Source organism: Pseudothauera hydrothermalis (assembly GCF_003345255.1).
GTDB classification, from domain to species: domain Bacteria; phylum Pseudomonadota; class Gammaproteobacteria; order Burkholderiales; family Rhodocyclaceae; genus Pseudothauera; species Pseudothauera hydrothermalis.
This window is the reverse complement of record NZ_CP029331.1, coordinates 219,258-245,340: the sequence shown is the minus strand read 5'-3', so window position 1 is coordinate 245,340 and position 26,083 is coordinate 219,258. Positions and strand designations below refer to the sequence as shown.

Below are 26,083 nucleotides of genomic sequence, written 5' to 3'. Positions count from 1 at the left end.
CAGACTCCGTTCGTGAATCACTTGCTATTGGACATTTCGGTCGCAGCACCCAGCACCAGCGGGTCGGTGGGGGTGGATGCGGCAGGCATCCAGCGTGCTGGCCATACGCGCAGCGCCAGGCGGGTGTAGAACTCGTCGAGGTAAAAACCGGCGTAAGCCCAGCGCCGCCAGGTCTGTAAGCGCGGAACTTCACGCTGCATCAGCGCCAGATTCAGATACAGGGCGGCCATACCAGCCAGTGCCACAACGCCGGCAGCCTCCAGCGGCGCATCGCGCAGGCCAAGCGGCAGCGCATGCGCCAGCGTAGCGAGCACGGACAGCGCAAAGAGCATGGCAAGCCCTGCCATGGCGCGGGCGGCAAAAAGCCGTGCGCCCGCCTCGCCCACCGCCGGCCACCACAGCAGCGGCGCCCAAGCCAGTGCGAGCACGCCGCTCCACCACCACGGCCAAGCCTGAGTCGGCCAAGCAAACTGGACCATTGCCACCACAGCCAAGGCCCCCCCGGGCGCCCACAACAGACTGGCGCCCGACACCCTGGTGCGGCCACGCATCGCCGCCAGCTTGCTGTCACGTACCACCGAGGAGGCAGCCAGGAAGGCATGTGCTTTGTAGAGCGAATGACCGATCAAGTGCGCCGCCGCCAGGGTATAGAGGCCCAGGCCGCATTCGAGCACCATGAAACCCATTTGCGCCACGGTGGACCACGCCAGCCGCACCTTGATGCTGACCCGGGTCAGCATCACCAACCCGGCAAGCACCGCGGTGGCCAGGCCCACGCCAACCAGCAGCCAACGCGCAGCAGGCGCTGCTTCGAGCATTGGCGCAAAGCGGATCAGCACGAACCCACCAAGATTGACCACCCCGGCATGCAGCAGCGCCGACACCGGGGTGGGCGCCTCCATGACCTGGATCAGCCAGCCATGCACCGGCAACAGCGCGGTACGCAAAATGACGGCCAAAACCAGGCACACCGCGCTGGCCTGCAGCGCGGCCGATGCCGGCCCGACCGCCAGCTGCTGCCCCAGCGCCGACAGCGAACCACTGCCGACCTCAGCCCAGGCCAGCGCTGCCGCCAGGATTAGCAGCCCGTCGGCCACACGGTCGGCCAGGCGTTTTTTGAACGCAGCCAGCAAGGCAAACGGGCGCTCCGGGTAAAAACACAGCAAGCGCTCCAGGGCGAAGCCAATCGCCGCCCAGGCAGCGATCAAGACCAGCCAATGATCGGCGAAGAGTAGTCCATGCACCGCCGCCAACACGCCGGCAAGCGCCGCGATGAAGCGTCTCTGCCGCGGCTCACCGTCCAGATAGCGTGAGGAGAACACGCCGATCACCGTGCCCAGAGACTGCGCCAGCACGGCCAGCCACACCCCCAGCGTGGTCAGCGCCAACCCCGAAGACGGCGGCAGAAAGGCCGCCGCAGGCAGCCTGCCGACCGAGTACATCAGGGCCAGCGCCAGGGCGCACAGCAGCGCCAAGGCAGACAACGCGCAAAAACGCCGCCACACCTGCTCGATGCTGCCGCGCACGCCAGCCGAGAGCAGCGCAACCAGCATCGAGGCAAACGGCGCCAACGGCAAAAGAATAAGGATGGATTCCATGATTGCGCACCGGTAAGAAACATGTGGGCCATAGGATGCACAGCAATGATCGTTCTGTAAAAGTCATTATTTAGAATGTATTGTTCCGTCAAATAGAATGATTGACAGCCATGAATCTCGAACGACTCAACTTTCACCATCTGTTTTACTTCTGGCGGGTAGCCCGCAGCGGTCATCTGACCCGTACCGCACAGGCGCTGCACATTTCGCAATCGGCGCTGTCGGCCCAGATCAGGCAACTGGAAGAGCGTCTGGGTGAAGCACTGTTCGAGCGCCAAGGGCGACAACTGCGCCTGACCGACACCGGCCGGCTGGTGCTGACCTATGCCGAAGACATCTTCGGCTTGGGCCAGGAGCTGCTGGGCCGCCTGCATGGCCGCGCAGCAGGCATGCTGCGCCTGCGCGTGGGCAGCGTGGCAACGATGTCGCGCAACTATCAGGAAAACTGGATCCGCCCGTTGCTGGCCGATCCTGCGGTGGTCCTGACCCTGGAATCCGGCGTGCTCGAAGGGTTGCTGGCGCGGCTGGTGGAGCACAAGCTGGACGTGGTGCTGGCCAACGAGCCGGTCCCTGCCGACCCGGACCGCCCGCTGCATTGCCGCTTTCTTGGCAGCCAGGCGATCTCGCTGGTGGGCCCGGCGGCAGGCTGGCGCGGACGCCGGCTACGGGTACCGGAGGATCTGGATGCGGTCGACCTTGCGCTGCCCGGCCCCCGCCACGCGCTGCGTGCCCAGTTCGATGCCCTGTGTCTGGCAGCCGGCGTCAAGCCGCGGCTGCGTGCCGAAGTCGATGACATGGCCATGCTGCGGCTGATTGCCCGTGACAGCGGCTGGCTTGCGGTACTGCCCGAGGTGGTGGTGCAGGACGAGCTGCGCAGCGGAGTGCTGGTCAGCGTCGGGCAGCCGGCCGGGCTGGAAGAACGCTTCTATGCCATTACTACGCCGCGCCGGCACCACAGCGACACGCTCGACCGGCTGCTGGGGACCGACTGAACCCGGCGCTTGCGCACGGTTCGACCGCGCCACGACAATACGCCGTTCCCCTTTACCACGCCGCGTAGGCCGGCGCAGACCACCTTCCCTTGTCTCATGGCCGACTTTGCCGACGCCCGCTTTCCTTCCATCGATGGTCTTTGCGCCTTCGAAGCCGCGGCACGCCTGGGCAGCTTCGAGCGCGCCGCCGAGGAACTCAATATCACCGCCAGCGCAGTCAGCAAGCGGGTGGCCACGGTAGAAGCGCTGCTGGGCACCAGCCTGCTGGTGCGCGGCGGCAAGGCGCTGACACTGACCGCGCAGGGCAAGGAATACCTGGAGCAGGTGCGCGCGGCGCTGGGCCTTTTGGCTGCGGTGCCATTGCATCGGCGTGCGGTACAGCGGCTCGAACGCCTGCGGGTATGCGCACCGCCGACCTTTGCGCGCCAGATACTGGTGCCGGCGCTGGCCTCCTTTACCCGCGCGCACCCGCAGATCGAGTTGGAAATCGTGCTCTCGGTGCCGTATCTGGACCAGGCCGCCGGCGACGCGCAACTGGAAGTGCGCCACGGCGACGTGGCCGCGCATGGCGGCGAGGTGTTGATGAACGACCTGGTGGTGCCGCTGGCCGCACCGGCGCTGTTGGCCGGATGCGATCTATCCGCCGGGCCGGCGGCGCTGGCTACGCTACCCCTGCTGCGCTCGCCGCTGGAGCCATGGGCGCCGTTGTTTGCCGCCGCCGGACTGGCGCCACGCGACGAGCCGGCCCGCGGTCCGCGCCTGGTAGACCTCGGCCTGCTGCTGGAAGCGGCCGCCAGTGCTCAAGGGGTGGCCCCCGGGCGGCCGACTCTGGCCCGACCGTGGCTGCGCACCGGGGCCTTGGTGCCGCTCTTTGGGCTACAGGCGCCGGCGCGCACCCAGTACTACATTGCCCATGCCGCACCGCAGGGCGCCGCCGCGGTGTTCGCCGACTGGCTGCGCGGGGTTTGCCGCACCGCCGAGGATGAGGCGGCGGAACTTCTTTCGCGCCGGCGCTGAATTTTCTTCCGGGCCGGCATCGCCATCATCGGTCACGATCCGTTAAGCTGCCTGCCGGATGCCGGCAAACACTCAAACGGATACGGAGACCGCACATGACCGTCATCACTTGCGTCGAAGACTTGCGCCGTCTGGCCCAAAAGCGCGTGCCGCGCATGTTCTACGATTACGCTGACTCGGGCTCGTGGACCGAAACCACTTACCGCGCCAATGAGCGCGACTTCCAAGGCATCTGCCTGCGCCAGCGCGTGGCGGTGAACATGGAAGGGCGCAGCCTGGCCACCACCATGGCCGGGCAGGCGGTAACCATGCCGGTGGCGCTGGCGCCGACCGGACTGACCGGTATGCAGCATGCCGACGGAGAGATTCTGGCCGCGCGCGCAGCAGAAAAATTCGGCGTGCCGTTTACGCTATCGACCATGAGCATCTGCTCGATCGAGGACGTGGCCGCGCACACCAGCGCACCGTTCTGGTTCCAGGTGTATATGCTGCGCGACCGCGACTTCATCCGCCGGCTGATCGAGCGCGCGCAAGCGGCCAAGTGCTCGGCGCTGATGCTCACCTTGGACTTGCAGATCCTCGGCCAGCGCCACAAGGACATCAAAAACGGGCTGTCCGCGCCGCCCAAGCCCACGCTCGCCAACCTGATCAACCTGGCCACCAAGCCGCGCTGGTGCCTGCGGATGCTGGGCACCGAGCGGCGCACCTTCCGCAATATCGTCGGGCATGCGAAGGGCGTGGCCGATATGTCCTCGCTGGCAAGCTGGACGGCCGAACAGTTCGACCCCACGCTGTCCTGGGCAGACGTGGAGTGGGTCAAGAAACTGTGGGGCGGCAAACTGATCCTCAAAGGCATCATGGACGCCGAAGATGCCCGCCTGGCCGCCGACAGCGGCGCCGATGCGTTGGTGGTGTCCAATCACGGTGGCCGCCAGCTCGATGGCGCACCGTCGTCGATCAGCGCCCTGCCGGCCATCGTAGACGCGGTGGGCAGCCGTATCGAGGTATGGATGGACGGCGGTATCCGCAGCGGTCAGGACGTGCTCAAAGCGATCGCCCTGGGCGCTCGCGGCACGCTGATCGGCCGCCCGTTCCTTTACGGTCTGGGCGCGCTGGGAGAGGCCGGGGTGAGCAAATGCCTGGAGCTGATTTACCGCGAAATGGACATCACCATGGCCTTTTGCGGACACACCGACATCCGCAACGTCGGGCGCGAGATTCTGGTGCCGGGCACTTACCCGCAGGCGCTCCCCAGCGGGGCGTAGCACTGTGCCGGCGGCCGCGATGGCGGCCACTGGCCCGCAGGGCGCGGGCAAGGGATAGAATGCCGCTCCCTTTCATCCAGACACCGGCCATGTACCCTGCCCACGCCACCACCGAACAACTCATCGTGCGCGGACTGCGTTACAACGTGCGCCGTTGGGGGCCGGCCGAGGCGCCGCGGGTGTTCATGCTGCACGGCTGGATGGATACCTCGGCCACCTTCCAATTCGTGGTCGAGGCGCTGACACAGGACTGGCAGGTGATCGCGCCCGACTGGCGCGGCTACGGCGATTCCGAATGGCTGGGGCGGTGCTATTGGTTTCCCGACTATTACGCCGATCTGGACGCGCTGCTGGCCCACTATTCGCCCTCGGCGCCGGCACAACTGGTGGGCCATAGCATGGGGGCGAGCATTGCCGCGGTCTATGCCGGTCTGCGTCCGCAGCGCGTGGCGCGTCTGGCGATGCTCGACTTTCTCGGGCTCAAGCCGCCGGCCGAAGACCCCGCCGACCACCTGCTCGCCTGGCTGGACGCGCAGACCGGCTGCCCGCAACTGCGCAGCTACCCCGACCATGCCGCGCTGGCCCGCCGGCTGCAGGCGGCCAATCCGCGCCTGAGCGCAGCGCGGGCGGATTTTCTCGCCCGCCATGTAGGCCGGGTGCGCGCCGACGGACAAGTGGAGATGGCCTGCGACCCTTGGCACAAGGTGCCGGCGCCGTTTCTGTATCGCATCACCGACGCCATGGCCGCTTGGCGGCGCATCGCCGCGCCGGTCCTGATGCTGGAGGCCGAAGACGGTTTCGTCAGTCAACGCTTCGACGATGATCCGCAAGAGTATCGACGCCGCCTGAACTGCTTTGCCAACCTGCAGGTCATCCGCCTGGCCGGCACCGGCCATAACCTCCAGCACGACCGCCCGGAGGCGGTCGCCGCTGCGCTCGAGGACTTTCTGCTGCGCGACTGAGCCCGTTCAAGCGGGCTCGAGCGTTGGATAATCCAGGTAGCCTCGCGCATCGCCACCGTAGAAGGTGTTACTGTCCCAGGCGTTGAGCGGGGCGTTCTCGCGCAGCCTGCGCACCAGGTCGGGATTGGCGATGAAAGCCTTGCCAAAGGCAACGATATCCGCCCGGCCTTCGGCCACCGCGGCCATGGCCAGTTCGCGGTCGTAGCCGTTATTGACCATCCAGGCAGCGCGCCCGCCAGCCTGGGTATAAGCGGCGCGCAGCGCGCCGTAGTCGAAAGGCGTGTCGCCCTGTTGGTAATCGCGCGGCCCACCGGTGGCGCCTTCGATGATGTGCACATAGGCCAGCGGCCAGCGCGCCAATTGCTCCACCACGTAGGTAAACAGCGCTTGCGGCGCCGGATCGGAGACGTCGTTGGCCGGCGTGACCGGTGAGATGCGCACCCCCACACGGCCGGCGCCGATTTCTTCGGTGACCGCGGCCATGACCTCCAGCAACAGCCGGGCACGGTTGGCAATGCTGCCGCCATAGGCGTCGGTGCGCCGGTTGCTGCTCGCGCGCAGGAATTGATCGATCAGATAGCCATTGGCCGCATGCACTTCGACACCGTCGAAGCCCGCCTCCATGGCCGCGCGCGCGGCACGGCGGTAGTCGGCCACGATGCCGGGAATCTCCTCGATCGCCAGCGCCCGCGGCTCGGAAGTGGGCACGAAGCGGCCGCGGCCGTCTGCATCGATCAGATAGGTTTTGGTCTTGGCGGCAATCGCCGAGGGCGCCACCGGCGCTGCGCCGCCTAGCTGGAGTGCGGTGTGCGATACCCGCCCCACATGCCAGAGCTGGGTGACGATGGTGCCGCCGGCGGCATGCACCGTCTCGGTGACCCGGCGCCAGCCGGCGACCTGCTCGGGCGCGTACAGGCCCGGCACGTTGGCATAGCCCTGGCCCTGCGCACTGATTGCGGTCGCTTCGGTGATCAGCAAACCCGCGCTGGCGCGCTGTGCATAGTAAGTGGCGGCCATCGGCGGCGGCACCGCGCCGGGGGCACGGTTGCGGGTGAGCGGGGCCATGGCAATGCGATTGGCGAGCTTCAGTTCGCCGGCAACCAGCGGATCGAACAAGGTGGTCATGGGGTCACGCTCCGTGTCTGAGACAAAGGTTCAAAGTTCATCACTGATTTGGCGCAAGAACTCGGCAATGGTGTCTTCGTTGCGTTTGTAGAACACCCACTGGCCAATCCGCCGGGTGGTGACCAGCCCGGCACGCGCAAGAATGGCCAGATGCGTGGATACGGTCGATTGCGACAGCCCGCAACGCTCGAACTTGCCGGCACACACGCCGAATTCCAGCGGATGCTCCTGATCAGCAAAGTGTTTTTCCGGCGCCTTGAGCCATTGCAGCATTTCGCGTCTGACCGGATGGGCCAGCGCTTTGATGACTTCGTCGAGATCCATAGGCGAGCAAATCGTAATAAGGAGATTCTAACATCGATACTAATCGATGCAAGAATCGATTTTTAAAGAAATTTAGTTTTGAATTTCACGATCCATTCATCGCAACCCATCGATTTGTCCAGTGCCTTTCCGCTCATCCAGGCCAGCGGATGCCGGACAATTCGTTTCCATCTTTGTGGCAATCCGGAAGGTACCTTTGCGCCCGATCCTTGCCGGGCGTTTGCGCATCGCCCCCGAATCTCAGCATTGGCAAGGTCTGAGCACCGCAGCGCCGGTGCTGGCACGAAAGTTGTTCGGCCCCCAGCCACCATGCCTGCCCCGTCCAGGGGCCGAGGGCATCCGCGACTGGGGAGACGCCTCGATGATCGAAACCTTCTACCATGTGCTGCGCCGCCAGGGCATTACCCGGCGCAGCTTTCTCAAGTTCTGCAGCCTCACCGCCACTTCGCTGGGCCTGGGCTCGGCAGCCGCGCCGCGCATCGCCCACGCGCTGGAGACCAAGCCGCGCACCCCAGTGGTGTGGCTGCACGGTCTGGAATGCACCTGCTGTACCGAGTCCTTCATCCGCTCGGCGCACCCGCTGACCAAGGACGTCATCCTGTCGATGCTCTCCCTCGACTACGACGACACCCTGATGGCCGCCGCCGGCCACCAGGCCGAGGCCATCCTGGAAGAGGTCAAGCACAAGTACAAGGGCCAGTACATCCTCGCCGTGGAAGGCAATCCGCCGCTCAACGAGGACGGCATGTACTGCTTCCAGGGCGGCCGCCCCTTCGTCGAGAAGCTCAAGGAGATGGCCGCCGACTGCAAGGCCATCATCGCCTGGGGTTCCTGTGCATCCTGGGGCTGCGTGCAGGCCGCCAAGCCGAATCCGACCCGCGCCACCCCGGTGCACAAGGTGATCACCGACAAGCCGGTGATCAAGGTGCCGGGCTGCCCGCCGATTTCCGAGGTGATGACCGCGGTGGTCACCTATATGCTCACCTTCGAGCGCCTGCCCACGCTGGACCGCATGGGCCGCCCGGCGATGTTCTACGGCCAGCGCATCCATGACAAATGCTACCGCCGGCCGCACTTCGACGCCGGCCAGTTTGCCGAGGCGTGGGACGACGAAGGCGCGCGCAAGGGCTACTGCCTCTACAAGATGGGCTGCAAGGGCCCGACCACCTACAACGCCTGTTCCACGGTGCGCTGGAACGAGGGCGTGTCCTTCCCGATCCAGTCCGGCCACGGCTGCATCGGCTGCTCCGAGGACGGCTTCTGGGACAAGGGCAGCTTCTACAACCGGGTGACCGACATCAAGCAGTTCGGCATCGAATCCAACGCCGACAAGGTAGGCGCCACCGCTGCCGGCATCGTCGGCGCCGGCGTGGCCGCGCATGCGGCGGTCACCGCGCTGGCGCGCGCGCGCAACAAGACCGGCATCGAGGTCAAGCAAGGGGAGCAATGAACATGGGCGTGTATGAGACGCAGGGCTTTACGCTCGACAACACCGGCAAGCGCGTCGTCGTCGATCCGGTAACCCGTATCGAAGGCCACATGCGGGTCGAAGTCAACCTCGACGAGCACAACGTGATCCGCAACGCGGTATCCACCGGCACCATGTGGCGCGGGCTGGAAGTCATCCTCAAGGGCCGCGACCCGCGGGATGCCTGGGCCTTCACCGAGCGCATCTGCGGGGTATGCACCGGCACCCATGCGCTGACCAGTGTGCGCGCGGTGGAAGACGCGCTGGGCATAGCGATCCCGGAGAACGCCAACACCATCCGCAACCTGATGCAGTTGAACCTCTATGTTCACGACCATCTGGTGCATTTCTACCATCTGCATGCGCTCGACTGGGTGGACGTGGTCAGCGCCCTCGAGGCCGACCCCAAGGCCACCTCACAACTGGCGCAGAGTATTTCGTCCTGGCCGAAGTCCTCGCCGGGTTACTTCCGCGACATCCAGAACCGCCTCAAGAAGTTTGTCGAATCCGGCCAGCTCGGCCCCTTCATGAACGGCTATTGGGGCAACCCGGCCTATAAGCTGCCGCCGGAAGCCAACCTGATGGCAGTCAGCCACTATCTGGAAGCGCTCGATTTCCAGAAGGAAATCGTCAAGGTGCATGCCATTTTCGGCGGCAAGAACCCGCATCCGAACTGGCTGGTGGGCGGCATGCCGTGCGCGATCAACCTCGACGGCGTGGGCGCGGTGGGTGCGATCAACATGGAGCGGCTGAACCTGGTCAAAAGCATCATCGACCAGACCAAGGCGTTCATCGAGCAGGTCTACATCCCCGACCTGCTGGCCATCGCCTCTTTCTACAAAGACTGGCTGTACGGCGGCGGGCTGTCGTCGCAGGCCCTGCTGTCCTATGGCGACATTCCGCAGCGCGCCAACGATTACAGCGCGCCCAACCTGCTGCTGCCGCGCGGCGCGATCGTCGATGGCGACCTGTCCAAAATCCACGCGGTGGACATCAAGGACCCGGAGCAGGTACAGGAATTCGTCTCCCACTCCTGGTACAAGTACGCCGACGAAACGAAAGGTCTGCACCCCTGGGACGGTGTCACCGAGCCTCACTTCGTGCTCGGCAAGAACACCAAGGGCAGCAAGACCGCCATCGAATCGCTCGACGAGGAAGGCAAATACTCCTGGATCAAGGCCCCGCGCTGGCGCGGGCACGCAATGGAAGTCGGCTGCCTGTCGCGCATGGTGCTGGGCTATTTGCAGCCGCAGCAGTATCCCTTCATCAAGGAAACCATCGACGCGGTGCTCGCCCAGCTCGATCTCCCGGTGCAGGCGCTGTTCTCCACCCTGGGCCGCACCGCGGCGCGCGGTATCGAAACGCTGTACTGCGCCCACCTGCAGGTCGAGCAGTTCGACAAATTGATGGCCAACCTCAAAGCGGGCGATCTCACCACCGCCAACATCGACAAATGGGAGCCCACCACCTGGCCCAAAGAGGCCAAGGGCGCCGGCTTCACCGAGGCGCCGCGCGGCGCGCTGGGTCACTGGATCAAAATCCGTGACGGCAAGATCGACAACTACCAGGCGGTGGTGCCCACCACCTGGAACGGCAGCCCGCGCGACCACAAGGGCCAGATCGGCGCCTTTGAAGCCGCCCTGCTCAACACCCCACTGGCCAAAGCCGACGAGCCGCTGGAAATTCTGCGCACCCTGCACTCTTTCGACCCCTGCCTGGCCTGCTCCACCCATGTCATGAGTCCGGACGGTCAGGAAATGTCGCAAGTCAAGGTGCGCTAGCGCGCCTGCGGTCCACGCTGGGCGGCGCAAACTCGAAGCCGCTCAACAGCCGGCCGCAGCACACTGGAGAACATCATGCTAGCTGAACAAGATGCCTTCGAAGCCGAGCGCAGCGCGCGCATGGTCAAGGCGGTCTACGTTTATGAAGCGCCGCTGCGCCTATGGCATTGGGTCAATGCACTGGCCATCGTGGTGTTGGCGGTCACCGGCTATTTCATCGGCAAACCGCTGCCGACCGTCTCCGGCGACACCAGCGCGCAATACCTGATGGGCTGGATTCGTTTTCTGCATTTTGCCGCCGCCTATGTGTTTGCCATTGGCTTCCTTGGGCGCATCTACTGGGCCTTCGTCGGCAACCACCACGCCCGCCAAATCTTCGTGCTGCCGATTTTCAACGCGAAATGGTGGAGCGAAGTGTTCTATGAACTGCGCTGGTACCTTTTTCTGGTCAAAGAGCCCAAAAAATACGTCGGCCACAACCCGCTGGCCCAATTGATGATGTTCCTGTTTTTCACCATCGGTGCGGTGTACATGATGCTCACCGGCTTTGCGCTCTACGGCGAGGGACTGGGCGCGGGCAGTTGGGCAGACATCCTGTTCGGCTGGGTAATCGCCCTGCTGGGCGGTAACAGCATGCAGGTGCACAGTCTGCACCGCCTGGGCATGTGGGTGACGCTGTGCTTTGTCATCGTGCATGTCTATGCCGCGATCCGCGAGGACATCATGAGTCGGCAAAGCCTGATCAGCACCATGGTCAGCGGCTGGCGGATGTTCAAGGATTAGCGCCGGCGGAGGGATCGGCCACGCACGGATGCCGGGACGCTTACCATCGATCGCGCACTGCGGCCCGACAACCAGTGAACCTTTACTTTCCACTTTGGAAACTTAGTTTTCGGTTTTCCGGGCGGCGATCTAGCCGCATCGCCGTCAAGGCACTGATCTGCCGTGCAAATTTCCGCGCCAATCGTCTGGCACGCTCCCTGCTGGCCATGGCCGCCATTCCCACCCCAACCAGTCACCATGAGCACGCCGCCCGACCCCATCCTGATCCTTGGCATCGGCAACCTCTTATGGGCCGACGAAGGCTTCGGCGTGCGCTGTGTCGAAGCCTTCAGCGCGCGCTGGCAGGTAGCGGAGCACATCACCGTACTCGACGGCGGCACCCAGGGGCTGTATCTGCTGCCCTATCTCACCGCTGCGCACCGGCTGATCATCTTCGACGCCATCGACTATGGTCTGCCGCCCGGCACCCTGCGCCAGGTGGAAAACGCCGACGTGCCGCGCTTCATGGGCGTCAAGAAAATGAGCCTGCATCAGACCGGCTTTCAGGAAGTGCTGGCCTCGGCCGAGTTGCTCGGCCGGCTGCCTCAACAAATGCTGCTGATCGGTGTACAGCCGGCCGAGTTGGATGACTACGGCGGCAGCCTCAGCCCGGCGGTGCGGGCGCGCGTGCCCGAAGCCATCGAACTGGCCGCTGAGCGCCTGCGCGCCTGGGGCGTGGACCTGCATCCGGCCGACACCCCGGCCGCGGTGCTCAACGCCCACGCGCTGGCGCTGGACGGCTATGAAGCCGGCCGCCCGCCCGCCGACCAGGCCTGGCGCAGAGGCGATCTGCGCTTTCACCCCAACGCGGTGCGCTGATGTGTGTCGGCATCCCGATGCAGGTCGTGCACGGCGAGGCCACCCGCGCGCTATGCCGTGCACACGACGGCTTTGAGACCTGGATCGATCTCTGGCTCACCGGTGCCCAGCCGCCCGGCACTTGGCTGTTGACCCATCTGGGTGTTGCACGTGAAGTGCTCGACCCGGCGCGCGCCACACAGATCGGCGCCGCGGTGGACGCGCTGGGCGCATTGCTCGCCGGGCGCAGCACCAACATCGACGCCGCCTTTGCCGATCTGGTCGCACGCGAACCCGAATTACCCGATTTTCTGCGCAAGGACGGCAACCGATGAGCACACCCTTTACCGCCCAGCTCGAACGCCTGGTAAGCCGCCATGGCTTTGCGCGCCTGACCGCCGCAGAAGTCGACAGCTTCGCCGCTGCCGGCGGCGACAGTGTGCTGCTGATCACCGATGAACCGCTGGTCTGCCCGGAAGCCTGGGACCTGGCGCTGGTGCTGCCCGAAGCGCTCAAAGCGTGGCCGGGGCGTTTCCGCGCTGCCGTGGCCGATCCGGCCGCCAGCAGGGACATCGCGGCCCGCTTCGGCGTGTCCAGACTACCCGCCATGCTTTTTCAGCGCGATGGTGCCTGGGTGGGCAAACTGGAAGGTATGTTCGAATGGGATCGATTAGTCGCTGCGCTCGGCGCCATGCTCGCCGCGCCCACCGCGCGGCGTCCCGGCATCGGCATCCCGGTACGCACCGCCTCCTCCTGCCACTGAGGGAATCCGCGATCATGAAGGCTTTTCCCATACCGCTCGTCTCGGCCGAGGCCCTCTGCGCACGGCTTGGCCGTAACAGCCAGCCAGCCGAAGAAGACGGCTTCGACTACCTGCCGCTGCCCTCTGGCATGCACACCTTCGCGCCGCCACCCATGCCCGCAGCCCTCGACCCGCAAGCCACCCGCGCGGCCATCGCCACGCTGGAAACCGTGCTCGCCGGCGTGCAGAACTGGCCATTCGGCCAAGGCGCCCATCCGCTGTTCGACCTCTCTGCCTTGGAGGCCGATGCGCTGGCGCTGGTCAATGAAGCCCTCGGTCAGGGCGAAGTCTCCGCCATTGTGCGCGGCAACCCCGCCTTGCACATCCAGGAAACCGTGTTCGCCGGGCTGTGGCGCGTCCAGGCGGTAGATGCCGCCGGCCGCCCAATTTCCGACTGGCTGGAAGCTGGCCCCATCCCCGCTGCGGTACGCGATGCCGCAGCCAGCGCCATCCCTTGCACCCAAACATGCCCTCAGCCGCCGCTGATCGACGGTGTGATGAACGCCCCGCCGGTGCTTTTCGAACTCTTTGCCGCTGCCCGCGCCCATCGGCCGGGCAATGCCGCCCATGTGGTCAACCTCAGTCTGCTGCCGATGACCCCGGCCGATCTGACCTGGCTGAGTGCCGCGCTTGGCGACGGGCCGGTGGTCATCCTGTCGCGCGGTTACGGCAACTGCCGCATCACCGCCACCGGCCTGCCGGCCACCTGGCGGGTGCAGTACTTCAACAACGATGACAAGCTGATCCTCGACACCGTCGAAGTCACCAGCATCCCGGAGGTGGCACTGGCCGCGGCGGAGGATTTTGCCGACAGCCGGTTGCGGCTCGCAGAATGGATCGCTACGCTGCGACAAGGGTTGGACAATGACGCGCACCATGTTTGAAGGCAGCTACCTGGGCCGGGACGAGGCCCTGAGCGACGACGCGCGGCTCGAATGCAGCATCTGCTGGTGGATTTACGAACCGGCCGAAGGTGACCCGCTTGGCCAGGTGGCACCCGGCACGCCCTTCTCACGGCTGCCCACCGAGTGGACCTGTCCAAACTGCGACGCCCCCAAGTACAAGTTCCTGGTGGTCAACGACTAGTGTCCGCAATAACCTGTCCGCCTCACGCTTGCAACCCGCAGCCGCTTCTGGCCGCCTGTTTTGCACGGATTGCCGCCACCCGCATGGCCGCACTGCCGGTGGTCAACCCCGCACTCAGCGTGGCGGTGCCGGCCATGCAAGACTGGCTGGGCGAATGGCTGGGCGTGCTGGTCACCCCGTGGGCGGTGAACCTGATCATCCTGCCCGGCCGCGGCGGACGCTTTTGCCCCATCGAGGTAGGCGGCGCACAGTGGTGGGACTTTCCCTCCGGGCGCTATGAATTTCTCGGCCACCACGAAGACGGCCTGGGCCACTACCAAAGCTGTTCGCTGCTCTCGCCGGTGTTCGAGTTCGCCACCCAAGCGCAGGCGGAAGCCTTTGCGCGAGCCGCCTTCGATGCCCTGCTGGCCGCCCCTCTGCCGCCGCCCGCCAGCGTAGAGGGCGCGCGGCTGGCCGGCGGCTCGGCCCTTGCGCAGCCGCTTTCGCGGCGCGATTTCCTCCTCGGCGGCCCCTTCGGAGGCGGACGATGACACTGACCGGCCAGTTGCTCATCGAAGCCGAGTGGGACGGCCGCGGCGTGCCCGTTGCCCGCGCGCGCAACAGCCGCCCGCCGGCCGCCAGGCTGCTGGTCGGGCGCACCGTCGATGAGGCGCTGGCCCGGGTGCCGGCGCTATTTGCGCTGTGCGGCCGCGCCCAGGCGCTCACCGCCCAGGCCGCGGTGGCCGCGGCACGCGGCGAAGCGACGCCGGACGAGGCCGCGCGCACCGCCGCCGAACGCGCAATTGCCGCAGAGGCTGCGCAAGAGCACTTGTGGCGCCTGCTGCTCGACTGGCCGGCGCTGTTCGGCATCGAGCCGCGCCGCGGGCGCTTTGCCGAACTGCACCGCCAACTCGCCCGTGTGGCCGGCAACGACGCCGACGGCGCGCGTGAAGTGGGCGGGCAGATCCTCGATCTGGTGGCCGCGGAGCTGCTCGCCGGCTTCTTCACCGTAGCGCGCGAACCCTCCAGCCTGGCCGAATTTGCCAGCCGCGCGCGGCGCGGTGGTTCGGTGGGCGCCGCGCTCGGCGACCTGCTGGAGATGGGCAGCTACGCCCCGCCGCGCGGCATGGCCACCCTGCTGCCCTGTCTCGGCGCCGCCGACTGGGCGGCAGTGCTTGCCGGCGTGCCGAACGCAGACTTCTGCCGCGCCCCCACCTGGCAAGGCTTGCCGGCCGAAACCGGGGCACTGGCCCGCCATCAGGATTCGATGTTGGTGCGCCTCTTGGTCGAACGCGGCCACCCGGTGGCCGCCCGCCTGTTTGCCGCCGTGGTGGATTTGTCCGATTGGGCCAGCCGCCTGCGCCACCCGCTGGCCGAGGACATGCCGGCGGTGCTGGAGGCCGCGCCCTTGGGCGAAGGTGCCGGCCTGGCGCGCTGCGAAACCGCCCGTGGGGTGCTGATCCATGCGGTTCGCGTAGAAGGCGACACCGTAGCCGAATACGCCATCGTCGCCCCCACCGAATGGAACTTCCATCCGGCCGGCGCTTTCGCGCTGGAAGGCAGCGGCTGGCAGGCGCCGGATCTGGACAGCGCGCACCGCCACCTCAGCGCGCTGGTGCTGGGCTTGAATCCCTGTGTGCCCTTCGAGGTGCGCTTCATGGAGGCTCGCCATGCATGAGATGTCCTTGGCCGAAGGGATACGCGGCATCGTCGAGGAGGCCACGCGCGCGCACTCGGGGCGCCGGGTCGACGCGGTGGTGCTGGAGATCGGCGCGCTAGCCGCGGTCGAGGTCGAGGCGCTCAGCTTCTGCCTCGAGGTGGTGCTGCGCGGTACGGTGGCCGAAGGTGCGCGCATCGAGATCGAGGCCATCCCCGGCGCCGGTTGGTGTATGCAGTGCGCCGCCACGGTGCCGTTGGCGGCGCTGTGCGACGCCTGCCCGCAATGCGGTAGCTATCAAGTGCAAGCCACCGCTGGCACCGAAATGCGGGTCAAAGCTTTGGAACTGGAGTAGTGACGATGTGTACCGTATGTGGTTGCGGCAGCGGCGAACTCAGAATCAACGGCCAAGCGCTGCCGATGCGGTCGGCGGCCAAGCCCCGCACCACGGCCGCCACCCGCGCCTGGCGAGCGCTCGATGCCCAGGCTGTGCGGCGGGATTCGGCAACGCCGGCTGCCGCGCCCGGTCACCTGCACTTTGGCCAGGGTCCAGCGCACGCCCATGCTCCCGGTCTGAGCCAGACCGAAATGGTGCGTATCGAACAGGACATCCTCGGCAAAAACAACGCTTTTGCCGCCGCCAACCGCAAGCTGCTGGCCGAACGCGGGGTGTTTGCCCTCAACCTGGTGTCCAGTCCCGGTTCGGGCAAGACCACACTGCTGGTCGAGACCATCCGTCGGCTCGCCGGCCGCGTGCCGGTGGCGGTGATCGAAGGCGACCAGCAAACCGAGTTCGACGCCGAGCGTATCCGCGCCACCGGTGCGCCGGCGCTGCAGATCAACACCGGCAAGGGCTGTCATCTGGATGCCCATATGGTCGGGCGCGCATTGCACGAACTGCCGCTGCCCGAGCGCGGCCTGTTGCTGATCGAAAACGTCGGCAACCTGGTGTGCCCGGCGGCCTTCGATCTGGGCGAAGCGCACAAGGTGGTGATCCTGTCGGTCACCGAAGGCGAGGACAAACCGCTCAAATACCCGGACATGTTCGCCGCCGCCGACCTGATGCTGCTCTCCAAGGTGGACCTGCTGCCGCACCTGAGTTTCGACGCCGAGCGCGCCATCGATTACGCCCGGCGGGTCAATCCAACGCTGCAGGTGATGCGCTGCTCGGCCATCAGCGGCGCGGGCTTCGATGACTGGCTGGGCTGGATCGAGGCCGGCGTTGCCAAAACCGCGCGCAACGGAGACGGCGATGCAAACCGCTGACACGGCTTGGCCGCTATCTGGCGCAGCGGTCCTGGCGGTCGGCGCCTGGTTCGAAAGCACCCCGGCACGGGCCGCCGACGGCCGGCTGCATTGGGCCGCAAGCGCCGGCGATCTTTGCGACGCCGACGCCTGCCGGCGCTTCGATGCCGCACTCGAGGCGCTGCTGGCGCTGCCGGGCGCGCCACCGCAGGCCATCGCCCACGATCTGCATCCGGACTTCCATTCCACCCGCGTCGCCCGCGCACTGGCCGATCGCCTACGGGTGCCGGCCATCGCGGTGCAACACCACCACGCCCACATCGCCGCGGTGCTGGCCGAACACCGGTGCGCCGGCCCGACGCTGGGCCTTGCCGCCGATGGCGTCGGCCTGGGCAACGATGGCACGGCCTGGGGCGGCGAACTGCTGCGGGTCGACGGCGCCACCTGTACCCGGCTCGGCCATCTGCGCGCGCTGCCGCTGCCCGGCGGCGACCGTGCGGCGCGCGAACCCTGGCGCATGGCCGCCGCAGTGCTGCACCTGGCCGGACGCGGCGGCGAGATCGCCAGCCGTTTTGCCCGCCATGCGGCCGCCGCGCAACTCGTGCAGATCATCGGGCGCCCGCATCTGTCGCCGCCGACCAGTAGCCTGGGTCGCTATTTCGATGCCGCCGCCGCGCTGCTCGGCCTGTGCGAGGTGAATGAAACCGGTGCACAGGCCGCCATCGCGCTGGAATCGGCCGCCCGCGCCCACGGGCCGGTGAGAGCCGAGCCGGACGGCTGGCGCATCGCTGCCGACGGCACGCTGGATTTGCTGCCGCTTCTCGAACGGCTGGCCGACGAGCCGGATGCGGCGCGCGGCGCCGCACGCTTTCACGCCACGCTGGCTGCAGCATTGGCCTGCTGGCTGATCGACGCCGCCCGCGCACAGGCACTCGATACCGTGGCATTGGGGGGCGGCTGCTTTCACAATCGTCTGCTCTGTGCGGCACTTTGCGCACATCTGACCGCTGCAAGGCTTGCAGTGCTACGCCCTGAGCGGCTGCCGCCGGGCGATGCCGGCATCGCCGCCGGCCAGGCCTGGGTGGCGCAGCGCATTTTGCAAGGAGCTTGATCCATGTGTCTGGCCATCCCCGCCCGCGTGGTGGCGTTTGCTGCCGACGACCAGGCCGTCGTAGACCTGGGCGGCGTGCGCAAGCAGGTGTCGCTGGCACTGGTCGATGGTGTCGAACTGGGCGACTACGTGATCGTGCATGTGGGCTACGCGCTCTCCCGCCTCGACCCGGAGGAGGCGGAAGCTACGCTGGCGCTGCTGCGCGAGGCCGGCGCGCTGCTCGAGCCAGCCAGCGGCGAGGCGCCCGCATGAAGTACGTCGATGAGTTTCGCGACGGCACACTCGCCCGCGGACTGGCCGCAGCCATTCGCGCCGAGGCCGATCCCGCGCGCCGCTACGCCTTCATGGAGTTCTGCGGCGGCCACACCCACGCCATCTCGCGCTACGGCGTCACCGATCTGTTGCCGCCCAACGTGCGCATGATCCACGGCCCCGGCTGCCCGGTGTGCGTGCTGCCGATCGGTCGCATCGATCTGGCCATCCGGCTGGCGTTCGAGCGCGGCGTCACCGTGCTGACCTATGGCGACTGCCTGCGGGTGCCGGCCTCCGACGGGCTGTCGATGCTCAAAGCCAAGGCGCGCGGCGCCGACATCCGCATGGTGTATTCGGCAGCCGACGCGCTCGCGCTGGCGCAGCGCGAGCCAGGCCGCGAAGTGGTGTTCTTTGCCATCGGTTTCGAGACCACCACCCCGCCCACTGCGCTGGTGCTGCAGCAAGCGCGCGCGCTGGGGCTGGCCAACTTCAGCGTGCTGTGCAACCACGTGCTCACCCCATCGGCCATCCAGACCATCCTGGAAAGCCCCGAGGTGCGTCAATTCGGCACCGTGCCGCTGGACGGTTTCATCGGCCCGGCGCATGTGTCGACCATCATCGGCAGCCGGCCCTATGAATTCTTTGCCGAGGAGTACCGCAAACCGGTGGTGATTGCCGGCTTCGAGCCGCTGGATGTGATGCAGGCCATTCGCATGCTGATCCGCCAGGTCAATGAAGGTCGCGCCGAGGTGGAAAACGAATTTACCCGCGCGGTGAACCGCGACGGCAACCTCAAGGCGCAGGCGCTAGTGTCCGAGGTCTTCGAGCTGCGCCGCAGCTTCGAGTGGCGCGGCCTGGGCCAAGTGCCCTACTCGGCGCTACGCATCCGCGCCCCCTTCGCCGCCTGGGATGCGGAGGTCAAGTTTGGCCTGGACTACCGCTCAGTGCCCGACCACAAAGCCTGCGAATGCGGCGCCATTCTGCGCGGGGTCAAACGCCCCTCCGACTGCCGCCTGTTCGCCACGGTGTGCACCCCGGAAAACCCGATGGGCTCGTGCATGGTGTCCTCGGAAGGCGCCTGTGCCGCGCATTACAACTACGGCCGCTTCCGCGACCACGCCCCAGACAACGGCCGATCCACCCCGCCTGCAACGATTCGTCTGGCATCATGAAACCTGATTACGTTCGCCCCCTCGATTTGCGCCAGGGCCGCATCGACCTCAACCACGGCGCCGGCGGCCGCGCCATGACCCAACTGATCGAAGAACTGTTTGCGCGTGCGCTGGCCAACGATTACCTGGGCCAAGGTGACGACGGCGCGGTGCTGCCTGCGCCCGCGCCCGGCGAGCGCCTGGTGCTGGCCACCGACGCCCATGTGGTGAGCCCGCTGTTTTTCCCCGGCGGCGACATCGGCGCACTGGCGGTGCACGGCACCATCAATGACGTTGCGGTCATGGGCGCGCGCCCCTTGTACCTGACCGCAAGCTTCATCCTCGAGGAAGGCTTTCCGCTTGCCGATCTGGCCCGCATCGTGCACTCGATGGCTGCTGCCGCACACGCTGCCGGCGTGCCGGTGGTCACCGGCGACACCAAGGTGGTCGAACAAGGCAAGGGCGATGGCGTGTTCATCTCCACCACCGGGCTGGGCGCGCTGCCCGCCGGCCGCAAACTGGGCGGCGCACTCGCCCGCCCGGGCGACGCAGTGCTGGTCTCGGGCAGCTTGGGCGAGCACGGCATGGCCATCCTGGCGCAGCGTGAATCGCTCGCCTTCGAGTCCGCAATCGTCTCCGATAGCGCCGCGCTGCACGGCCTGATCGACGCTCTGCTCGCCGCGGTGCCCGGCGTGCGCGTACTGCGCGACCCCACCCGCGGCGGGCTGGCGACCACGCTCAACGAAATCGCCCGCCAATCCGGCGTGGGCATGCAGCTCGACGAGGCGGCCATTCCGGTGAGCGCCCAGGTTGCCGCAGCTTGCGAGCTGCTCGGTCTCGATCCCTTGTATCTGGCCAATGAGGGCAAACTGGTGGCAATTTGTGCGCCGGAGGATGCCGAAGCCGCGCTCGCCGCGCTGCGCGCCCACCCGCTGGGGCGCGCCGCCGCACGGATCGGCGAAGTAACCGCGGACCCGCAACATTTCGTCCAGCTACGCACCACTTTCGGCGGTCAGCGCCTGCTCGACTGGCTGTCCGGCGAACCGCTGCCGCGCATCTGCTGATGAAAGCGCACACCGTCCATGCGCATTCTGATTCTCACCCATAGCTTCAACAGCCTGACCCAGCGCCTGTATGCAGAGCTTGCCGCCGACGGCCATACGCTGTCGGTGGAATTCGATATTGCCGACAGCGTGACCGAAGAAGCGGTGGCGCTGTTCGCACCCGATCTGGTGCTCGCCCCCTTTCTCAAACGTGCGGTGCCCGAATCGGTGTGGCGACGTGTGCCCACACTGATCGTGCATCCGGGCATCGTCGGCGACCGCGGCCCGTCCGCCCTCGACCACGCCATCCAGCACGGCTACACCGACTGGGGCGTGACCGTGCTGCAAGCCGAAGCCGAAATGGACGCCGGACCGGTATGGGCGCATGCAACATTCGCCATGCGCGCAGACGCCACCAAGGCCAGCATCTACCGCAACGAAGTCACCCGCGCAGCGCTTGCTGCGGTACGCCAGGCGCTGGCGCACTACCCCGACTGGCGTGCCGGGCGTTGGCGGCCGCGCCTACAAGACTACGCCGACCCGGCGGTGCGCGGGCGCCCCCATGCACCCATGACCCAAGCCGATCGCGCCCTTGACTGGGCGGCTATGTCCACCCGCGACATCCTCGCCCGGGTGCGCGCCGCCGACGGTTTTCCGGGCGTGCTGGACACCCTGTTCGGCCAGCCCTGCCGGCTGTTCGACGCCCACCCCGGCCCACGCTTAGACGGCGCCACACCCGGCACCGTGATCGGCCGCCAGCATGATGCGCTGCTTTTGGCCACGCGGGATGCCAGCGTGTGGATCGGCCATGTCCGCCGCGCCGACTCGGATCATCCTTTCAAACTGCCGGCGGCGCTGGCCTTTGCCAAGGAAGCGGCGGACTTGGCGCAACGGGCGGATTTGCAACCGGCCTATCCGGACATTACCTACCGCGAATCGGCCGACGGGCGCGTCGGCTTTCTGGCCTTCGCGTTCTACAACGGCGCCATGGGCACGCCCGAGTGCGAACGGCTCACCGCCGCAGTGCATGCAGCACGCCAGCGGCCGACCAAGATACTGGTGCTCACCGGCGGGCACGACTTCTGGTCCAACGGCATCCATCTGGGCCGCATCGAAGCGGCCGCCTCACCCGCGGACGAATCCTGGCGCAACATCCAGGCCATGGACGATCTATGTCTGGCGCTGCTCGAGGCCACCGATCGCCTGACCGTGGCCGCGCTGCAGGGCAATGCCGGCGCCGGCGGCTGCTTTCTGGCGCTGGCCTGCGACGAGGTCTGGGCGCGCGATGGCGTGGTGCTGAACCCGCACTACAAAAACATGGGCAATTTGTTCGGCTCGGAATACTGGACCTATTTGCTGCCGCGCCGGGTGGGCGAGGAGGCGGCGGTGCGCATCATGCGCGAACGCCTGCCGCTGACCGCCGCTCAGGCGGCCGCACGCGGCCTGATCGACCGGGTGTTCGGCGACACGGTGAAAGACTTTGCCGACGAGCTGGCGGTGCGTGCAGCAGAACTGGCCGACGACGACATCGACCGGCGCATTGCCGACAAGGCCGCCCGCCGCGCCGCCGACGAGGCGGCCAAGCCGCTTGCCACCTACCGCGCCGAAGAATTGCAGCAGATGTGGCGCAACTTCTACGGCTTTGACCCCAGTTACCATGTTGCCCGTTATCACTTCGTGATGAAGACCCCGCACGCCTGGACGCCCCGCCACCTTGCCCGTCACCGCGAACCCGGCTGGCACACCGCCGCTGGAGGGGCCGGCGCATGAAAAAGCGTCTGCCCACCGTTCTGGTCATCGACGACGAAGTGCGCTCACAAGAAGCGCTGCGGCGCACCCTGGATGAAGACTTCGAAGTTTTCACCGCCTCCAGCGCCGAGGAAGCACTGGCCATTCTGGAGCGCGAATGGATACAGATCGTGCTCACCGACCAGCGCATGCCCGGCACCTCGGGCGTGGCGCTGCTGCGCCAAGTGCGCGAGCGCTGGCCGGACGCGGTGCGCATCATCATCTCCGGCTACACCGACGCGGAAGACATCATCGCCGGCGTCAATGAGGCGGGCATTTACCAATACCTGCTCAAACCCTGGCAGCCGGAGCAACTGCTGCTCACCCTGCGCGGCGCGGCAGAACTGTCCCGCCTGCAAGCGGAAAACCAGCGCCTGGCGGTGGACCTCAAAGCTTCCGCGCCGGTGCTGGCCGCGCGCGTCGGCCGCCATCAGGATCAACTGGCGCGGCGCTATGCGCTGGAGCGCTTGGTGCGCGCGCCCGACTCACCGATGAACGCGCTGTGTGCCATGGTCGAACGCCTGGCTGCGCTCGACATTCCGGTGTTGCTCACCGGCGAATCCGGCACCGGCAAGGAATTGCTGGCGCGCGCCCTGCACTATGACAGCCCGCGTGCCGAACAGGCTTTCGTGGTGCAAAACTGCGGCGCCTTGCCGGATCAGTTGCTGGAGTCCGAACTGTTCGGCCACAAGCGCGGCGCCTTCACCGGCGCTTTCGAAGACCGCGTGGGTCTATTCAAGCAGGCCGACGGCGGCACCATGCTGCTGGACGAAATCGGTGAGACCTCGGCCGCCTTCCAGGTCAAGCTCTTGCGTACCCTGCAAGAAGGCGAAATCCGCCCACTTGGCAGCAGCCGCACCCAGGCGGTGGACGTGCGCGTGGTGGCCGCCACCAACCGGGATCTGGAGGCCGAAGTGCGCGCCGGCCGCTTTCGCGAAGACCTTTACTACCGCCTGGCCGCCTTCACCCTGCATGTCCCACCGCTGCGCGAACGCCCGATGGATATCCCGCTGATTGCGCAGCGCCTGGCCGACGACATCGGCGCCAGCCTCGGACGCCAATTCGCCCCGCTGTCGGCCGAGTTGATCGGGTGTCTGACCGCCTGGCGCTGGCCGGGCAATGTGCGCGAATTGCGCAACGAGGTGCTGCGCATGGCCGCACTGGCCGATGGCGACACGCTCAGCCCGGCACACCTGAGCCCGCGGGTGCTGCGCGCCGCCGAAGGCGAACAGGAAACCGCGCTGGCACTCATCGACGGCCTCGCCGGCGATCTCAAGACCCGGCTCGAAGCACTGGAAGCACGCATCATCAAGGAATGCCTGATCCGCCAGCGCTGGAACAAAACCCGCGCCGCACGCGAACTGGGTCTATCACGCGTCGGCCTGCGCGCCAAGCTGGCCCGTTATGGTCTGGAGGGCCGCACCGAGCGCACCTCGCCCACGCGCACCGACTGAACGGCTCCGCTGCATGCGCGGGGCGCACAACGGCCAGCGCGGATCGACCGATGCCGGCTGCTTTATGAATGATTCATTTCATGTCAAAGTGATGCATTTTGCGCTTTCGGCAGCTAGAGTAAAACGATAACAGGGCATCACAGGAGGAAAGACATGCGCAACAACCAGCCCGTCACCGGGCAAGCTCATGAAATACCCGCCGACCGCACCCTGGTTTCACGCACCGACGACAAAGGCAGGATCACCGAAGCCAATGCCGAGTTCGTGCGCATCTGCGGGTTCGAAGTCGACGAGCTTTTGGGTGCGCCGCACAACATCCTACGCCACCCGGACATGCCGGTCGAAGCCTTTCGGACTTGTGGCAAACGATCAAGTCCGGGCGACCGTGGAGCGGCGTGGTCAAAAATCGCTGCAAAAACGGCGATCACTACTGGGTCCGCGCCAATGTGTCGCCAAGCGCCGAAGGCGGCTATTTGTCGGTCCGGGTGCGGGCCAGCGACGATGAAGTCCGCCAGGCCGAGGCGCTTTATCGACAAATGCGCAGCAACCCGGCCTGCCGGCTCCATGAAGGCGAACCGGTGCCCGCAGGGTTGGCCGGGTATTTATGGCGTGCGCGCAAATTCTGGCAAAACCTCAGGCTGGGACCACGCTTTGCCGCGCTGCTGGCCGTGGTGCTGGTGGCCTTGCTGAGCCTGACCTGGATGGCGGTCAAGGAAATCCGCGCCGGACTGACCCTGGAGCGCACCGAGCAAAGCCGACGGGTGGTGGAGCTTGCCGTCTCGCTGATCCGTGACGGGGCCGAGGCGGCTCGTCAGGGCCGGCTCAGCGAAGCCGAGGCCCAGCGCAACGTGCTCGCTCAGTTGCAAGCCTTGCGCTATGACGGCGACAACTATGTGTGGGTGCAGACCGCCGAGCCGCGGGTGGTGCTGCATCCGACTCAACCCCGACTCAATGGCGTCCATGTCGGCGACACGGTCGATCCGGACGGCGTCCCGCTGTTTCGCCGGTTTGCCGAACTGGCCGAAAACCCGCGCGGCGGCATGCTCGAATACCGCTGGGCACGGCCCGGCAGCAACACCCCGACGCCCAAGATCGGCTATGCCGCGCCGGCGCAAGCCTGGGGCTGGATCGTCGGCACCGGAACCTGGATCGATGACATCGACGCGGCCGCGCTGACCCATACCCGGCCGCTGATGATCGGCTCGGCGGTCATCGTGGTGGTGCTGGCATTGAGCTTTTGGCTATTCATCCGGCAGACACGCCAAGGTTTGGACGATGCCAAACGGGTGCTGGACGGGCTCACTCACGGTCAATGGTATGTTCAAGTACCCAATCACGGTCGTAACGAAATCGGCGATCTGCTGGCCAACATCGGTGTGATGCGCAACAACGTCCATGAGCTCATTGCCGAACTGCGCCAGCAAGTGGCGGATATTTCCGCCCGCGCGGTCGAGCTTGAAGAACAGGTGCACGCCTCGGCCCAGGCAGCGGCGCAGCAGTCGGTGGCCACCGACGCGATCGCGGCCACCAGCGAGCAACTGTCCTCGTCCAGCCATGAGGTGGAACAAGCCGGTGCCAGCGTGCGCGAGCGCGCCGAGGCCGCCACCGGTCAATCGCTGCAGTCGGTCGATGCGGTCGGCAAACTCATCCAGGACATGCGCGCCATTGCCGATGCGGTCCATCGGGTGGCGGCGGCGATGGGCGAGCTGGACGGTGTGTCCGCCGACATTGCCGGCATGAGTCGGTCGATCGGAGAAATCGCCGAGCAAACCAACTTGTTGGCTCTCAATGCCGCCATCGAGGCCGCCCGCGCCGGCGAACAGGGGCGGGGCTTTGCCGTGGTGGCCGACGAGGTCAGAAAACTCGCCGGGCGCACCGGCGAAGCCAGCCGCAGCATCACCGCCTTGGTCGACACCGTCCGGGAGCGTGTCACCAGCCTGTCCCTAACCCTGGGCGACAGCGTGCAGACGGTCGACAACGGTATCTCGGCCGCGCAACAGGCCAGCGCCGGCATCGACGAAATCCGCGATGGCAGTCAGCAAACCTTGGCCGCGGTGCAATCGATCACCGACGCGGTTGCCGAGCAACACCAAGCCATCGTCAATCTGGCCACCCAGGCCAGCGAACTGGCCAGCACCATCGAAACGCTCAGCCACTGCGCGCAGGCCAATGCCGAGGCGGCGCATGCGGTCAAGCAAACCGCCGAAAAAATGGACCGGCTGGCCGCCCGCTTCCGGGTCACGCCGGCGGATCATCCGGTCGAAAAATCCGCTCAGCGGCGCTTGGCCGGTAGCGGCGCAGATTGGGCCGCCTCCACGGCAACCGGCTGAAGGGGCGGGGCGATCGGCAGCCGACCAGGATCC

General features: G+C 66.7%; 26 protein-coding genes and 1 pseudogene. 24 read left to right on the top strand and 3 right to left on the bottom strand.

Features of this window, described 5'->3' with window-relative positions:
* Positions 1 to 17 precede the first annotated feature (17 nt).
* A complete protein-coding gene (locus tag DIE29_RS01130; protein WP_114648958.1) occupies positions 18 to 1,598 on the bottom strand; it encodes an NADH-quinone oxidoreductase subunit L in 1,581 nt (526 codons plus the stop codon).
* A gap of 110 nt (positions 1,599 to 1,708) precedes the next feature.
* On the opposite strand from DIE29_RS01130, the gene DIE29_RS01125 reads away from it, so the two are divergent.
* From DIE29_RS01125 to DIE29_RS01110, 4 genes are all read left to right on the top strand, one after another.
* Positions 1,709 to 2,590, top strand: a complete 882-nt coding sequence (locus DIE29_RS01125) for a LysR family transcriptional regulator (RefSeq protein ID WP_114648957.1) — start codon at positions 1,709 to 1,711, stop codon at positions 2,588 to 2,590.
* A gap of 96 nt (positions 2,591 to 2,686) precedes the next feature.
* On the top strand, positions 2,687 to 3,607 hold the full coding sequence (locus DIE29_RS01120; RefSeq protein WP_102040643.1) for a LysR family transcriptional regulator: 921 nt from the start codon (positions 2,687 to 2,689) through the stop codon (positions 3,605 to 3,607).
* Positions 3,608 to 3,702: 95 nt separating this feature from the next.
* Positions 3,703 to 4,872 (top strand): alpha-hydroxy acid oxidase, encoded by a 1,170-nt coding sequence (locus tag DIE29_RS01115; protein WP_102040642.1) that lies wholly within the window; start codon positions 3,703 to 3,705, stop codon positions 4,870 to 4,872.
* An 89-nt stretch (positions 4,873 to 4,961) separates the two neighbouring features.
* On the top strand, positions 4,962 to 5,834 hold the full coding sequence (locus DIE29_RS01110) for an alpha/beta fold hydrolase (RefSeq protein WP_102040641.1): 873 nt from the start codon (positions 4,962 to 4,964) through the stop codon (positions 5,832 to 5,834).
* Positions 5,835 to 5,840: 6 nt separating this feature from the next.
* Here the strand turns inward: DIE29_RS01110 and DIE29_RS01105 are convergent, their stop codons facing one another.
* Together DIE29_RS01105 and DIE29_RS01100 are read right to left on the bottom strand one after the other, a co-directional pair.
* Positions 5,841 to 6,959: an alkene reductase gene (locus DIE29_RS01105; RefSeq protein WP_102040640.1), complete on the bottom strand. Its 1,119-nt coding sequence runs from the start codon at positions 6,957 to 6,959 to the stop codon at positions 5,841 to 5,843.
* A 30-nt stretch (positions 6,960 to 6,989) separates the two neighbouring features.
* Positions 6,990 to 7,283 carry an ArsR/SmtB family transcription factor gene (locus DIE29_RS01100; protein ID WP_102040639.1) on the bottom strand — a complete coding sequence of 98 codons (294 nt, stop codon included), beginning with the start codon at positions 7,281 to 7,283 and terminating at the stop codon, positions 6,990 to 6,992.
* A 361-nt stretch (positions 7,284 to 7,644) separates the two neighbouring features.
* Between DIE29_RS01100 and DIE29_RS01095 the strand changes: the two genes are divergently transcribed.
* The 20 genes and pseudogenes from DIE29_RS01095 (at position 7,645) to DIE29_RS14670 (ending at position 26,050) form a co-directional block, all read left to right on the top strand.
* The gene (locus tag DIE29_RS01095; protein ID WP_102040638.1) at positions 7,645 to 8,733 is read left to right on the top strand and encodes a hydrogenase small subunit; all 1,089 of its coding nucleotides are present in this window, start codon (positions 7,645 to 7,647) and stop codon (positions 8,731 to 8,733) included.
* A 2-nt stretch (positions 8,734 to 8,735) separates the two neighbouring features.
* Positions 8,736 to 10,532: a nickel-dependent hydrogenase large subunit gene (locus tag DIE29_RS01090; protein WP_102040637.1), complete on the top strand. Its 1,797-nt coding sequence runs from the start codon at positions 8,736 to 8,738 to the stop codon at positions 10,530 to 10,532.
* A 75-nt stretch (positions 10,533 to 10,607) separates the two neighbouring features.
* Positions 10,608 to 11,315, top strand: coding sequence for a Ni/Fe-hydrogenase, b-type cytochrome subunit (gene cybH, locus DIE29_RS01085; RefSeq protein WP_102040636.1), 708 nt, complete (start codon positions 10,608 to 10,610; stop codon positions 11,313 to 11,315).
* A 237-nt stretch (positions 11,316 to 11,552) separates the two neighbouring features.
* Positions 11,553 to 12,173: a HyaD/HybD family hydrogenase maturation endopeptidase gene (locus DIE29_RS01080; protein WP_102040635.1), complete on the top strand. Its 621-nt coding sequence runs from the start codon at positions 11,553 to 11,555 to the stop codon at positions 12,171 to 12,173.
* Positions 12,173 to 12,487 (top strand): HypC/HybG/HupF family hydrogenase formation chaperone, encoded by a 315-nt coding sequence (locus DIE29_RS01075; protein WP_102040634.1) that lies wholly within the window; start codon positions 12,173 to 12,175, stop codon positions 12,485 to 12,487. Before DIE29_RS01080 ends, DIE29_RS01075 begins: the two co-directional genes overlap by 1 nt.
* On the top strand, positions 12,484 to 12,915 hold the full coding sequence (locus DIE29_RS01070) for a thioredoxin domain-containing protein (protein WP_102040633.1): 432 nt from the start codon (positions 12,484 to 12,486) through the stop codon (positions 12,913 to 12,915). The genes DIE29_RS01075 and DIE29_RS01070 overlap by 4 nt, the downstream gene beginning before the upstream one ends.
* Positions 12,916 to 12,929: 14 nt before the next feature.
* Positions 12,930 to 13,838: a hydrogenase expression/formation protein gene (locus DIE29_RS01065; protein ID WP_114648956.1), complete on the top strand. Its 909-nt coding sequence runs from the start codon at positions 12,930 to 12,932 to the stop codon at positions 13,836 to 13,838.
* Positions 13,819 to 14,040, top strand: coding sequence for a rubredoxin (locus DIE29_RS01060; protein WP_237269485.1), 222 nt, complete (start codon positions 13,819 to 13,821; stop codon positions 14,038 to 14,040). Before DIE29_RS01065 ends, DIE29_RS01060 begins: the two co-directional genes overlap by 20 nt.
* An 83-nt stretch (positions 14,041 to 14,123) precedes the next feature.
* Positions 14,124 to 14,570 (top strand): [NiFe]-hydrogenase assembly chaperone HybE, encoded by a 447-nt coding sequence (hybE, locus tag DIE29_RS01055; protein WP_237269484.1) that lies wholly within the window; start codon positions 14,124 to 14,126, stop codon positions 14,568 to 14,570.
* On the top strand, positions 14,567 to 15,697 hold the full coding sequence (locus DIE29_RS01050; protein WP_114648954.1) for a nickel-dependent hydrogenase large subunit: 1,131 nt from the start codon (positions 14,567 to 14,569) through the stop codon (positions 15,695 to 15,697). The genes hybE and DIE29_RS01050 overlap by 4 nt, the downstream gene beginning before the upstream one ends.
* Positions 15,690 to 16,031: a hydrogenase maturation nickel metallochaperone HypA gene (gene hypA, locus DIE29_RS01045; RefSeq protein WP_114648953.1), complete on the top strand. Its 342-nt coding sequence runs from the start codon at positions 15,690 to 15,692 to the stop codon at positions 16,029 to 16,031. The genes DIE29_RS01050 and hypA overlap by 8 nt, the downstream gene beginning before the upstream one ends.
* Positions 16,032 to 16,036: 5 nt before the next feature.
* A complete protein-coding gene (hypB, locus tag DIE29_RS01040; RefSeq protein WP_114648952.1) occupies positions 16,037 to 16,942 on the top strand; it encodes a hydrogenase nickel incorporation protein HypB in 906 nt (301 codons plus the stop codon).
* A complete protein-coding gene (locus DIE29_RS01035; protein ID WP_114648951.1) occupies positions 16,929 to 18,032 on the top strand; it encodes a Kae1-like domain-containing protein in 1,104 nt (367 codons plus the stop codon). Before hypB ends, DIE29_RS01035 begins: the two co-directional genes overlap by 14 nt.
* A gap of 3 nt (positions 18,033 to 18,035) precedes the next feature.
* Positions 18,036 to 18,284, top strand: a complete 249-nt coding sequence (locus DIE29_RS01030) for a HypC/HybG/HupF family hydrogenase formation chaperone (protein WP_114648950.1) — start codon at positions 18,036 to 18,038, stop codon at positions 18,282 to 18,284.
* Entirely contained in the window at positions 18,281 to 19,456 is a 1,176-nt protein-coding gene (hypD, locus tag DIE29_RS01025) for a hydrogenase formation protein HypD (protein WP_114648949.1), read from the top strand. The genes DIE29_RS01030 and hypD overlap by 4 nt, the downstream gene beginning before the upstream one ends.
* Positions 19,453 to 20,499, top strand: coding sequence for a hydrogenase expression/formation protein HypE (gene hypE, locus DIE29_RS01020; protein ID WP_114648948.1), 1,047 nt, complete (start codon positions 19,453 to 19,455; stop codon positions 20,497 to 20,499). The genes hypD and hypE overlap by 4 nt, the downstream gene beginning before the upstream one ends.
* An 18-nt stretch (positions 20,500 to 20,517) precedes the next feature.
* Entirely contained in the window at positions 20,518 to 22,248 is a 1,731-nt protein-coding gene (locus DIE29_RS01015) for a hydrogenase maturation protein (RefSeq protein ID WP_114648947.1), read from the top strand.
* Positions 22,245 to 23,720 (top strand): sigma-54-dependent transcriptional regulator, encoded by a 1,476-nt coding sequence (locus DIE29_RS01010; RefSeq protein ID WP_114648946.1) that lies wholly within the window; start codon positions 22,245 to 22,247, stop codon positions 23,718 to 23,720. Before DIE29_RS01015 ends, DIE29_RS01010 begins: the two co-directional genes overlap by 4 nt.
* Positions 23,721 to 23,873: 153 nt before the next feature.
* Positions 23,874 to 24,005: pseudogene (locus tag DIE29_RS14965) on the top strand (hypothetical protein); the annotation flags it as partial.
* Positions 24,006 to 24,076: 71 nt separating this feature from the next.
* Positions 24,077 to 26,050 (top strand): methyl-accepting chemotaxis protein, encoded by a 1,974-nt coding sequence (locus DIE29_RS14670; protein WP_237269483.1) that lies wholly within the window; start codon positions 24,077 to 24,079, stop codon positions 26,048 to 26,050.
* The last annotated feature ends 33 nt before the right edge of the window (positions 26,051 to 26,083 follow it).